Genomic DNA, 12,481 nt, shown 5'->3' on the forward strand with positions numbered 1-12,481 from the left:
CGGCCAATAGAGTCGGATCGCCCACCGATTCGAGACTGGGAGGCGCCGCTCCATGTCGTCCCGCGACTCGTTCGTCCACCTGCACGTCCACACCGAATACTCGATGCTGGACGGGGCCGCCCGGCTGGAGCAGCTGTTCCGGCGGGCCGGCGAGCTGGGCATGCCCGCCATCGCGATCACCGACCACGGCAACCTGCACGGCGCCCACGACTTCTACCGGCGGGCCACCGCCGCCGGGATCAAGCCGATCATCGGCATCGAGGCCTACGTCGCGCCGGGGCTGCGCCACGACAGGAAGCCGGTGCTGTGGGGCGAGCCGCACCAGAAGCGCGACGACGTCTCGGCGGGCGGCTACTACACCCACATGACGATCTGGGCGCGCGACAAGACGGGCCTGCACAACCTGATGCGGCTGTCCTCGCGCGCCTACACCGAGGGCTTCGTGCGCAAGTGGGCGCGGATGGACGCCGAGATCCTGGCCGAGCACGCCGAGGGCCTCATGGCCACCACCGGCTGCCCGTCGGGCGAGGTGCAGACGCGGCTGCGGCTGGGGCAGTACGACGAGGCGGTCAGGGCCGCCGCGAGATACCAGGAGATCTTCGGCAGGGACGGCTACTACCTGGAGATCATGGACCACGGCCTCGACCTGGAGCGCCGCGTCCGCGACGGGCTGAGCGGGATCAGCCGGGAGCTGGGCATCCCGCCGCTGGTGACCAACGACTCGCACTACACCTACGAGTCCGACGCCGCCTCCCACGACGCCCTCCTGTGCGTCCAGACGGGTAAGCAGCTGTCCGACCCCGACCGGTTCCGCTTCGACGGCAGCGGCTACTACCTCAAGAGCGCCGGCGAGATGCGCGCCGCCGACTCCTCCGACCTGTGGGCCGAGGGCTGCCGCAACACGCTGCTGGTGGCCGAGAAGGTCGATCCGGCCGGGTTCTTCCCGTTCAAGAACCTCATGCCGACCTACCCGGTCCCCGAGGGCATGACGGAGAGCGAGTTCTTCCGCAGGACCGTCTGGGAGGGCATGGACCGCCGCTGGCCCGGCGGCTACGACGAGGAGCACCGCAGGCAGGCCGAGTACGAGATCGGCGTCATCGAGCAGATGGGCTTCCCGAGCTACTTCCTCGTGGTCGCCGACTTCATCATGTGGGCCAAGGCCGGCGGCATCCCGGTCGGGCCCGGGCGCGGCTCGGCGGCCGGGTCGCTGGTGGCGTACGCGATGGGCATCACCGACCTCGACCCGCTCCCGCACGGACTGATCTTCGAGCGGTTCCTCAACCCCGAGCGCGTGTCCATGCCCGACGTCGACATCGACTTCGACGAACGCAGGCGCGGCGACGTCATCCGCTACGTGACCGAGAAGTGGGGCGCCGACAAGGTCGCCATGATCGCCACGTTCGGCACCATCAAGGCGAAGGCCGCCATCAAGGACGCGGGCCGCGTGCTGGGCTACCCCTACGCGCTCGGCGACCGCGTCACCAAGGCGTTCCCGCCCGCCGTCATGGGCAGGGACATCCCGCTCGCCGGCATCTTCGACCAGGACCACCCGCGCTACGACGAGGCGGGCGAGCTGCGCCGGCTCTACGACGAGGACGCCGACGTCAGGGCGACGATGGACCTCGCCAAGGGCCTGGAGGGCCTGATCAGGCAGACCGGCGTGCACGCCGCCGGCGTGATCATGTCGGCCGAGGTGCTGACCGACCACGTCCCGATCATGCGCCGCGACAGCGACGGCGCGATCATCACGCAGTTCGACTATCCGACCTGCGAGGCGCTCGGCCTGCTGAAGATGGACTTCCTGGGGCTGCGCAACCTCACCATCATGGACGACTGCCTGAAGCTGATCGAGGCGACCACGGGGGAGAAGGTCGACCTGCTGGGGCTGCCGCTCGACGACAGGAAGAGCTACGAGCTGCTGGCCAGGGGCGACACGCTGGGGGTGTTCCAGCTCGACGGCGGCGGCATGCGCTCGCTGCTGCGCCTCATGCGTCCCGACACCTTCGAGGACATCTCCGCCGCCCTCGCCCTCTACCGCCCCGGCCCGATGGGCGCCAACTCCCACACCAACTACGCCCTGCGCAAGAACGGCCAGCAGGAGATCACGCCGATCCACCCGGCGCTGGAAGAACCGCTCAGGGACATCCTCGACACCACCTACGGCCTGATCATCTACCAGGAGCAGGTCATGGCCATCGCCCAGCGGGTGGCCGGCTACTCGCTCGGCGCCGCCGACCTGCTGCGCCGCGCGATGGGCAAGAAGAAGAAGGCGGAGCTGGACCGGCAGTACGCCTCCTTCGAGCAGGGCATGAAGGACAACGGCTACCCTGATGCCGCCGTCAAGGCGCTGTGGGACATCCTGCTGCCGTTCTCCGACTACGCCTTCAACAAGGCCCACACCGCCGCCTACGGCCTCATCGCCTACTGGACCGCCTATCTCAAGGCCAACCACCCGGCCGCCTACATGGCGGCGCTGCTGTCGTCGGTGAAGGACGACAAGGACAAGTCGGCCCTCTACCTCCACGAGTGCCGCCGCATGGGCATCAAGGTGTTCCCGCCCGACGTCAACGACTCCGACTTCGACTTCACCCCGCGCGGCACCGACATCCGCTTCGGCCTGTCGGCGGTGCGCAACGTGGGCGGCAACGTCGTCGACGGCATCATCTCCGCGCGCGGGCGGAAGGGCCGCTTCACCGACTTCACCGACTTCCTGCGCAAGGTGCCGGCCGTCGTCTGCAACAAGCGCGTCATCGAGTCGCTGGTCAAGGCGGGCGCGTTCGACTCGCTCGGCCACGTCCGCAAGGGCCTGGTCATGGTGCACGAGCAGGCGATCGACGCGATCATCGACATCAAGCGGAACGAGGCCATCGGCCAGGACTCCCTGTTCGGCGCGATCGACGGCGGCGAGGACCGGACCTTCGACGTGCGGATCCCGGTGGGGGAGTGGGACAAGAGCACGCTGCTGCAGTTCGAACGCGAGATGCTCGGCCTCTACGTGTCCGACCACCCGCTGTTCGGCGTCGAGCACGTCCTGGCCGCCGGAGCCGACTGCTCCATCGCGGCCGTGCAGGACGAGAGCCGGGCCGACGGGCAGGTGGTGACCGTGGGCGGCATCCTGAGCGGGATGCAGCGCAAGGTCACCAAGAAGGGCGACACGTGGGTGCTGACCCAGCTGGAGGACCTTGAGGGCGCGATCGAGGTGATGATCTTCCCGTCCGCGTACCAGCTGTGCTCGACGATCCTGGCCGAGGACGCGATCGTGTTCGTCAAGGGGCGCATAGACAAGCGGGAGGACGTCGCCAAGCTGATCGCCATGGAGGTGACGGCGCCGGACCTGTCCCAGGTGACGGGCGGGCCGCTGCTGGTCAGCCTGCCGCTGCGGCGCTGCACGCCGCCGGTGGTGGCGCGGCTGAAGGAGATCCTGGCGACGCATCCGGGCCCGTCGGAAGTGCACCTCCAGATCCACAACGGCCCCAGGACGACTGTTTTGCGCCTCGATGATCGTCTCCGCGTCACACCCTCCCCGGCTCTCATAGGCGAGCTCAAGCAGTTGCTCGGTCCTGCCTGTCTGGGCGCCTGAGTTCTTTTCCATCTTCACGGCTCCGCGGCGGCCGGCTCCTGCCGCCGTACGGGGCTGGGCTCTGTCCAGGGGGACGCTCACCAGGTGGACGTGGCGGGCCGCCGTGACGCGCGCTCAGTGGGCCGGGTCCGTGGTGATGGGGGCACCCCCGGCCGTTCCGTCATGAGGTGCGCTCAGTGGGCCTGGTTCGTGGTGAGGTGGGCAATGATCGCCTGTGGGAGGTGGTTGTTCGTGGGCAAGGGTCGCCGTCGCTCTCCGGGCGGGCTTGGGGCAGGATCGCAGGCGTGAGTGAACTGCACTACCTGACCGCGACCGAGCTGGCCCAGCTGATCAGGACCAGGCAGGTGAGCGCGGTGGACGTCGTCCGAGCCCACCTCGACCGCATCGACCAGGTCAACCCGCACGTCAACGCCGTCGTCACCCTCGTCGCCGACCAGGCGCTCCAAGCGGCCGAGACGGCCGACGCCGTGCTGCGGCGGGAGGGGCCCGCCGGGCCGCTGCACGGGGTGCCGGTCGCGCACAAGGACCTGGCCGACACGGCCGGCATCCGCACCACGTACGGTTCGCCGCTGTTCGCCGACAACGTGCCCGACCGGGACGACGTGGTCGTCCAGCGGCTGCGCGCGGCGGGCGCCATCACCATGGGCAAGACGAACACCCCCGAGTTCGGCACCGGCTCCCACACCGTCAACGAGGTGTTCGGGGCGACCAGGAACCCCTACGACCTGTCCAAGTCCGCCGGCGGCAGCAGCGGGGGAGCGGCCGCCGCGCTGGCCACCGGCATGGTGCCGCTGGCCGACGGCTCCGACATGGGCGGCTCCCTGCGCAATCCCGCGTCCTTCTGCAACGTGGTCGGCCTGCGGCCCACGCCCGGCCGGGTGCCCAGCCACTCCGAGACCGCCGCCTGGTACACCCTGTCCGTGCCCGGTCCGATGGCCAGGACGGTCGACGACGTCACGCTGATGCTCGGGGCCGTCGCCGGGTTCGACCGGCGCTCCCCGTACTCGATCAAGGAGGTCTTCGCGCCCGAGCCCGAGGAGGGCGTGGCGGGGCTGCGCGTCGCCTGGAGCCCCGACCTGGGCGGGCTGCCCGTGGACGAGCGGACGGCGGCGGTGACCGCGACCGCGCCCGCCGTCCTGGAGCGGCTCGGGGCTCATGTCGAGCAGGTGGAGCTGGATCTGAGCGGCGCGGAGGAGGCGTTCAGGACCTACCGGGCCTGGTTCTACCTGCTCGCCCACGGCGACAAGAGCGGGCTCGGGCCCAACACCGCCTGGAACGTCGAGCAGGGCCGCGGGGTCACGGGCGCCGACCTGGTCCGGGCCGAGGTGGCGCGCAGCGGCCTCTACCAGCGCATGGCGGCCTTCTTCGACACCTACGACGTGCTGATCGCGCCGGTGAGCCAGGTGCCGCCCTTCCCGGTCGAGCAGCCGCACGTGAGCGAGATCAACGGCGAGCCGCTGCCCGACTACCTGGCCTGGATGCGCTCGGCGTACTGGATCAGCGTCCTGCACGCGCCCGCCGCCTCCGTGCCGGCCGGGTTCACCGGGGACGGGCTGCCGGTGGGGGTGCAGATCGTGGGCAGGCCGTTCGAGGACGCCAGGGTGCTGCGGGTGGCGCGGGCGTTCGAACAGGCCACCGGCCACGGCCTGCGCAGACCACCCCTGTGACGGTGGTCCCGGAAGCGGGCAGGCTCGGCGCGTTCAGCTCGGGCCGAGGCCGCCGTACGGCTGCCGCAGGGGCGAGTCGCGGTAGCCGTGCATGCCTTCGAGCAGCCCGAAGAAGCCCACGGCCAGCAGCGGCCACGACACCATCACGCCGGAGGCCGTCAGTTTGAGCGCGCCGGGGACGACCTTCACCCCGGGCGCCGCGGCGGCCTCGACCGTGACCGCGCCGATCGTGAACGTGGACCCGGTCCACAACGTCAGGAACGAGGCCAGCGCCCCGCCCGCGCACAGCCCCAGCAGCACGGGAAGCATCCAGCGCCGCCCGGAGAACCAGGCGACGCCCCCGCACAGCAGCCCGAGCCCGCCCGTGATCACCGCGAACCAGCCGTCGGCCGCGATCAGCGCCTGCGTGGTCGGGTCGGCCAGCACCGTGCCGCGCTCGGTGACCTGGTACGGAGCGCGAGGGGTCAGCCCTGACCAGAGCAGCCCGGCGGCGACCCCGAGAGCGGCGAGTGTGAGGACAGTTACCGCAAAAGCGCGTACTTCCCTCGTCACGCCACTCCCCCTCGCATGTACGGCCGAATCAGCTCGATGGTATCCCCCGGTTAGGCTCATTTCGTGATTGCAGAAGAGGTCTGGCTCATAGAACCCTCCGGCCCGCTCCGGGGTGACGTCGAAGTACGCGGATCGAAGAACGGCGTGTCCAAGCACATGGTCGCGGCCATGCTGGGCAACGGCGAGAGCAGCATCCACAACGCCCCCGAGGTGGGCGAGGTCGAGATCACCGCCGCCATGCTGCGCGCCCTCGGCATCAACGTGGACATATCCCGTACCGAGATCAGGATCGAGCAGGGGCCCGAGATCGAGCCGCGGGTGCCCGCCGCGTTCACGGGCCTGAACCGCATCCCCATCCTCATGCTCGGCCCCCTCCTGCACCTGGCGGGGGAGGCGTTCGTGCCGCTGGTCGGCGGCGACCCGATCGGGCGGCGGCCGGTGAACTTCCACGTCGAGGCGCTGCGCGCGATGGGCGCCGAGGTGGAGGTGGGCGACACCGGCATCTACGCCAAGGCCAAGCGGCTCAACGGCACCAGGATCGAGCTGCCGTACCCGAGCGTGGGCGCGACGGAGACGATCCTGATGTCGGCGGTGCTGGCCGAGGGCAAGACGGTGCTGAAGAACGCCGCCATGGAGCCCGAGGTGGTGGAGCTGGCCCTGTTCCTGCAGCGGATGGGGGCCAGGATCGAGCTGTCGCCCGACCGCAGGATCGTCATCGAGGGCGTCGAACGGTTGCGCGGCGCCTCCACCTGGCTGACCGGCGACCGCATCGAGGCGTTCTCCTACCTGGCGGCGGGCCTGGTCACCCAGGGCGAGGTACGCGTGCACGGCTGCCCGCAGGACCGCCTGGTCACCGCGATCACCACGCTGGCCAGGATGGGCGCCCGGTTCGACATCAACGACGAGTACGTGTGCGCCACCGCGCCCCCCGAGGGCCTGCGCGCGGCGGCCGTGCAGACCGACACCCACCCGGGCTTCATGACGGACTGGCAGACGCCGCTGATGGTGCTGTTCACGCAGAGCCAGGGCATGTCGGTGCTGCACGAGACGGTCTTCGAGAACCGCCTGGTGTACGTGCCCGCGCTGCAGAAGATGGGCTGCGAGATCGAGGTGTTCGACCAGTGCCTGGGCGGGCCGGCCTGCCGCTACCACGACACCAACGCCCGCCACTCGGCCGTCGTGCGCGGCGTGTCCAAGCTCAAGGGCGCCGACGTGACGCTGCCCGACATCAGGGCGGGCTTCTCGGCGGTGCTGGCGGCGGCGGTGGCGGACGGGACGTCCACGCTGCGCGGCGTGCACCACATCGAGCGCGGCTACCACCGGCCGTTCGAGCAGTTCGCCTCGCTGGGGCTCAACATCACCCGCCAGCGGTGAAGCCAGGCGCTACGTCACCCCGCAGCGGTGAGGCCGGGCGCGACGTCACCCGCCAGCGGTGAGGCCGGGCGCGTCACACGAGCTCGACGTCGCGCGTCAACGGTGACGCCCCGGGCTTTCCGACGTGGCGCGTCAACGGTGAACACGCCCCGGTAAAGAGGTGCCAAGCGGGCGTTTGCCGCTGATCCGGACGTCGCAGATCATCTAGCGTGAGCCTACTCAGATCGGTCGTGTCGCTCGGCCTGGCGGGGGCACTCGGAGGAGTGCTGGTGGCCGCGGTGGCCGCACCCGTGGTCGGCGGGGGCGGCCTGGCCACGATGAGCGTCGCGAACACGTTCGTGGAGTTGCCGCCCGCCCCGCACGAGGAGCCGCTCGCGCAGGTGACCCGGCTGCTCGACAAGGACGGCCGCCAGTTCGCCCAGTTCTACGAGGCGAACAGGACGGCCGTCCGGCTCGCCGCGGTCGCGCCGCTGATGCGCAAGGCCATCGTGGCGATCGAGGACGCCCGCTTCTACGAGCACGGCGGCCTCGACGTCAGAGGCACGCTCCGGGCGCTGCTCACCAACACCCAGGCCGGCGGCATCAAGCAGGGCGGCTCGTCGCTGACCCAGCAGCTCGTCAAGAACATCCTGGTGGAGAGCGCCCGCACCGACGCCGAGCGGGACAAGGCCCGCGCCCCGAACCTGGCCCGCAAGATCACCGAGCTGCGGTACGCGCTGGCGCTGGAGAAGAAGTACCGCAAGGACGAGATCCTGGAGCGTTACCTGAACATCGCCTACTTCGGCGCGGGCGCCTACGGCGTCGAGGCGGCGGCCAGGCGCTTCTTCTCCACCTCGGCCTCCCGGCTGACGCTGACCCAGGCGGCCACGCTGGCCGGGGCGGTGCGGATGCCGTACTCGACCGATCCCTCGCTCGGCGCGACGCACCAGGCGCGGCTGAAGATGCGCCGCGACCTCGTGCTCGACCGCATGGCCGGGCTCAAGCTGATCAGCCAGCAGCAGGCGGCGGACGCCAAGGCCGCGCCGCTGAACATCAGGCTCAAGCCCGAGCCGGGCGGCTGCGCGCAGAGCGACTACCCGTACTACTGCCTGTACGTGCAGCGCGAGCTGCTGTCGAACCCCGTCTTCGGCAACACCGCCCGCGAGCGCGGGGCCAGGATGGCCAGAGGCGGCCTGGTGATCAGGACCAGCCTCGACCCGATCGCCCAGCGCGCCGCCGACCGCGCCATCCGCGAGCACGTCTCGCCCGATGACACCGAGGTGGCCGCCGAGGCGATGGTGGAGCCAAGGACCGGGCGGATCAGGGCGATGGCGGCCAGCAAGCGCTTCGGCCGCAACCCCGGCAACCGCAAGAACGGCTCCAGGACCACCTTCAACCTGGCCGCCGACGTGGCGCACGGGGGCGGCCAGGGCTTCCAGGCCGGCTCGACGTTCAAGGTGTTCACCCTGGCCACGGCCCTGCAGCAGGGCTGGCGCTTCGGCGACGGCTTCCAGACGCCGGGGGCGATGTCGCCGTCGCAGGGCTACCGCGACTGCTCGGGCAACTCCGTGAACGACCCCGACACCCGCATCCTGAACGCCAGCGGCGAGGGCTCGGGCGGCCCGCACAGCATCGAGACGGGCACTTGGAAGTCGGTGAACATCTTCTACATGATGCTGGAGCGCAAGGTCGGGCTCTGCAACGTGGTCCGCACCGCGAAGAAGCTCGGCATCGCCCGCGCGGACGGCGGGCCGCTGCGCGAGGTGCCCACGTTCACGCTGGGCGTCAACGAGATGGACCCGGTGACGGTGGCGGCGTCGTTCGCGGCGTTCGCGGCCAGGGGGCTCTACTGCCGGCCGCTGGCCATCATGGAGATCATCGGCAGGGACGGGCGGCGTACGCACGTGCCGCCCTCGTGCGAGCAGGTCATCGAGCGGCCGATCGCCGACGCGGTCAACCACGTGCTCAAGGGCGTCTTCGACCAGGGCACGATGAAGGGGCAGAGCATCGGCCGGCCGGCCGCCGGCAAGACCGGCACCAACAACGGCTACACCTCGGCCTGGTTCGCCGGCTACACGCCCGCCCTGGCGGCGGCGGTCAGCGTGGGGGACATCCGCGGGTCCTACAAGTTCCCGCTGCGGGGGGTCGAGATCGGGGGCCGCTCGTACGGGTCGGTGCAGGGGGCGTCGCTGCCCGGGCCGATCTGGGTGGAGTCGATGGGGCCCGCGCTGCGGCGTACGGAGCCGCGCGGGTTCCCCGGGCCGGACATGGCGCGATTCGGCGGCGGGCACACGCCGGGGCTGAAGGAGGCGCTCGCCGAGGAGGAACGGAAGAAGCGTGGCGTGCGGCCCTTCGGCCGGCGGCACCGGCGGCTGTTCGAGTGGCTGCTCGGCCACTCGGCCACGGACGATCCCGGGCCGCTGCGGTCGCAGCGGCTGCGCCAGTGGCTCACCGACGACGCCCTCGCGCCGTCACCGCCGCCGGTACGCGTCCGCCCCGCCCAGCCGGCCGTTCCGGCCCCGAGCCGTCCCGCCCAGCCGGCCGTTCAGCCTCCGAGCCGTCCTGAGCGGCCCGCCGTGCCGCCTCCGGTACGGAGCCGTCTCGAGCGGCCGGTCGTTCAGGCTCCGCGGCGGCCCGAGCGGGTCGTCCGGCCGCCGGTGCGTGAGCGTCCGGAACAGGCCGGCGAGGGCCGTCGCGCCGGTCACTGAGCGCCCGTGCGGGGACGCGCTCAGCCGGCCTTGCCGATGGGTGCGGTCACGGCTCGGGTGAGGGTGATGAGGTTGCCGGGAGCCGTCTCGATCTGCAGCCCCCGCTTCCCGGCCGAGAAGTAGATCGTGTCGAAGCCGAGCGCCGAGGAGTCGACCACGGTCGGCAGCTGCCTGCGCTGCCCCAGCGGGCTGATGCCGCCCACGACGTAGCCGGTCACCCGCTCGACCTTCGCGGCGTCGGCCATCGCGGCCCGCTTGCTGTCGAGCGCGCCGGCCAGGGCCTTGAGGTCGAGCTTGCCCGCCACCGGCACGACCGCCACCGCGAGCCCGCTCTCGACCTCGGCGACCAGGGTCTTGAAGATCCGCTCGTACGGCACGCCGAGCGCGTCGGCGGCCTCCTCGCCGTACGCCTGGGCCGAGGCGTCGTGCTCGTACGGATGGAGCGTGAACTCCGCCTTCGCCTTGGTCAGCGCCACGGTGGCGGGGGTGCCGCCCTTGCCTTTCGTCTTGCTCACGACATCCCAGTGTAGCGAATCTACATTGTAAAGGCCCGGCCCGGGGTGTACCCGAACGCCCGCCGGAACACGTCGATGAACGCGCTCGCCGACGCCCACCCGCACCGGTGCGCGACGGCGGTCACGGGGACGCCGTCGGCGAGCAGGAGCAGGGCGTGGTGCAGGCGGAGCTGGGTGCGCCACTGGGGGAAGCTCATGCCGAGCTCGGCCCTGAACAGGCGGGCGAGGGTGCGGCCGCTGGTGCCGGCGCGGGCGGCGAGCTGGTCGAGGGTGCTGTTGTCGGCGGGGTCGCGGTGCAGCAGGGCGCAGACGGCGGCCAGGCGGGAGTCCCTGGGCGCGGGCAGGTGCAGGGCTTGTTCCGGGGCGCGGCTGAGCTGGTCGAGCAGCACGGCCAGCAACCGCTCCCGCTCCCCGCCGTCACCCTCGCGCCCGCCGGCCGCCGGCCCTGACGACGGACCGACGGGCGCGCCGCCGGATGGGCCGCCCGACGGGCCGGTGGGGTCGGTGTAGGCGATGATCAGTTCGCGGAGCAGCGGCCGTACCACCAGCACCGCCGGCCGTTCCAGCCCGAGCGGGTTGCCGGTGAGCCCCACGAGCCGCAGGTCGGTGTCCCCGTGCGCGCGGTGCTCGTGCACGGTTCCGGCCGGCACCCAGATGGCCCGGTTCGCGGGCGCGACCCAGATGCCCGTGCCGGTGGTGACGGACAGGACGCCGCGGCAGGCGTACACGATCTGGTGGGTGTCGTGCCGGTGCGCGTCGATGCCCGCGCCGGGCGGGAGCGGGCGGCGGCCGGTGGGCGCTTCGGGCAGGTGGCGGATTTCCGGCATGAGTTGGCATTTTATCGGAAGCGAGCCAGAACACCCTGATGAACGATGGAGCGGTGAACAGGATCCCCATGCTCGCCGCCGGCCATGCCACCGTGGACTTCTACCAGGGCGCGGTCCCCGCCCTCGTGCCGTTCCTGGTGGCCGGGCGCGGTTACGGGTACGTCGCCGTGTCCGGGATCGTGCTGGCCGCCACGCTGCTGTCGTCGATCGTGCAGCCGCTGTTCGGGGTGCTGACGGACAGGTGGCGCATGCCGTGGCTGATCCCGGTGAGCATGGTGCTGGCCGGGGCGGGGGTGGCGGCGGGCGGGGTGACGGACTCGTACGTGCTGACCTGGCTGGCGGTGGCGCTGTCCGGGCTGGGGGTGGCGGCCTACCATCCGGAGTCGGCGCGCCTGGCCAGGATCGCGAGCGAAGGCAGTCACGTGCGGATGAGCTGGTTCTCGCTGGGCGGGACGCTGGGGTTCGCCTCGGCTCCGGTGCTGGTGACGCCGCTGCTGGCGGGGTGGGGTCTGGGGGCTTCGCCGTTCCTGCTGCTGCCGGCGGTGCTGGGGGCCGTGGTGACGCTGCCGGCGATCAGGGCGCTGTCCGGGGGTGAGCGGGCGGCCGAGGCCGCCGCGCCGGTCTCGGGGAGTGACGACTGGCCGTCGTTCGTCAGGCTGACGCTGGTGATCGTGTTCCGTTCCGTCGTGTACGTGGGTTTGAGCGCCTTCGTGGCCCTTTACATGGGGGGCGGGGCGGCGGGGGCGGTGGCGCTGTTCGTGCTGTTCGCCGGCGGGGCGGTGGGGACGGTGCTGGGTGGCAGGCTGGCGGGGCGGTGGGGGAGGGCGCGGACGATGCGGCTGGCGTACGCGCTGGCCGTCCCGGCGGTGGCGGGTGTGGTGCTGGTGCCGGGGCCGGTGGCGTACGCGTTCGTCGCGGCCTCGTCGATCGCCCTGTACGCGCCGTTCTCCCTGCATGTCACGCTCGGCCAGGATTTCCTGCCGACCAGGGTGGGCACGGCCAGCGGGGTGACGCTGGGGCTGGCGGTGAGCGTGGGCGGGCTGGCCAGCCCGGTGGTGGGCGCGGTGGCGGAGGCGTCGTCGCTCAGGGTGGCGCTGGCCTGCCTGATCGTGTTCCCGGCCCTGGCCTGGCTGCTGGCCAGGACGCTGAAGGATCCGGCTCCGGTGCCGGCCCGGCCGGACGAGGGCCGCTCCGCCCCGTCCCCGGCCTGACCCGGCCCGTCCGTTTCGTCCTCCGCGCCGGGATCGCGCCGGGAACGGTCTCGTTGGCGCAGGCGGCG

General features: G+C 71.6%; 8 protein-coding genes. 5 read left to right on the plus strand and 3 right to left on the minus strand.

Features of this window, described 5'->3' with window-relative positions; genetic code table 11:
* The first annotated feature begins 52 nt into the window (after window positions 1-52).
* Together dnaE and B0I32_RS27410 are read left to right on the plus strand one after the other, a co-directional pair.
* Entirely contained in the window at window positions 53-3,580 is a 3,528-nt protein-coding gene (dnaE, locus tag B0I32_RS27405) for a DNA polymerase III subunit alpha (protein ID WP_106244633.1), read from the plus strand.
* 284 nt (window positions 3,581-3,864) lie between these two features.
* Window positions 3,865-5,247: an amidase gene (locus B0I32_RS27410; RefSeq protein ID WP_106244634.1), complete on the plus strand. Its 1,383-nt coding sequence runs from the start codon at window positions 3,865-3,867 to the stop codon at window positions 5,245-5,247.
* A 33-nt stretch (window positions 5,248-5,280) separates the two neighbouring features.
* Here the strand turns inward: B0I32_RS27410 and B0I32_RS27415 are convergent, their stop codons facing one another.
* The gene (locus tag B0I32_RS27415) at window positions 5,281-5,799 is read right to left on the minus strand and encodes a hypothetical protein (RefSeq protein ID WP_106244636.1); all 519 of its coding nucleotides are present in this window, start codon (window positions 5,797-5,799) and stop codon (window positions 5,281-5,283) included.
* A gap of 63 nt (window positions 5,800-5,862) precedes the next feature.
* On the opposite strand from B0I32_RS27415, the gene murA reads away from it, so the two are divergent.
* Window positions 5,863-7,173, plus strand: a complete 1,311-nt coding sequence (murA, locus tag B0I32_RS27420) for a UDP-N-acetylglucosamine 1-carboxyvinyltransferase (RefSeq protein ID WP_245956061.1) — start codon at window positions 5,863-5,865, stop codon at window positions 7,171-7,173.
* Between the two features lie 209 nt (window positions 7,174-7,382).
* Window positions 7,383-9,860, plus strand: coding sequence for a transglycosylase domain-containing protein (locus B0I32_RS27425; protein ID WP_106244638.1), 2,478 nt, complete (start codon window positions 7,383-7,385; stop codon window positions 9,858-9,860).
* A 20-nt stretch (window positions 9,861-9,880) separates the two neighbouring features.
* On the opposite strand, the gene ybaK is transcribed toward B0I32_RS27425, so the two are convergent.
* Window positions 9,881-10,375, minus strand: coding sequence for a Cys-tRNA(Pro) deacylase (gene ybaK / locus B0I32_RS27430; RefSeq protein WP_106244640.1), 495 nt, complete (start codon window positions 10,373-10,375; stop codon window positions 9,881-9,883).
* Between the two features lie 20 nt (window positions 10,376-10,395).
* Entirely contained in the window at window positions 10,396-11,202 is an 807-nt protein-coding gene (locus B0I32_RS27435) for an AraC family transcriptional regulator (RefSeq protein WP_106244641.1), read from the minus strand.
* A 53-nt stretch (window positions 11,203-11,255) separates the two neighbouring features.
* Between B0I32_RS27435 and B0I32_RS27440 the strand changes: the two genes are divergently transcribed.
* Entirely contained in the window at window positions 11,256-12,413 is a 1,158-nt protein-coding gene (locus tag B0I32_RS27440) for an MFS transporter (protein WP_245956062.1), read from the plus strand.
* Window positions 12,414-12,481: the final 68 nt, after the last annotated feature.

The organism is Nonomuraea fuscirosea (genome assembly GCF_003001935.1).
In the GTDB taxonomy this organism is placed as follows: domain Bacteria; phylum Actinomycetota; class Actinomycetes; order Streptosporangiales; family Streptosporangiaceae; genus Nonomuraea; species Nonomuraea fuscirosea.

Coding starts and splice junctions, on each gene's coding strand:
- dnaE (WP_106244633.1), top strand. CDS start 53: ATGTCGTCCCGCGACTCGTTCGTCCACCTGCACGTCCACACCGAATAC.
- B0I32_RS27435 (WP_106244641.1), bottom strand. CDS start 11,202: ATGCCGGAAATCCGCCACCTGCCCGAAGCGCCCACCGGCCGCCGCCCG.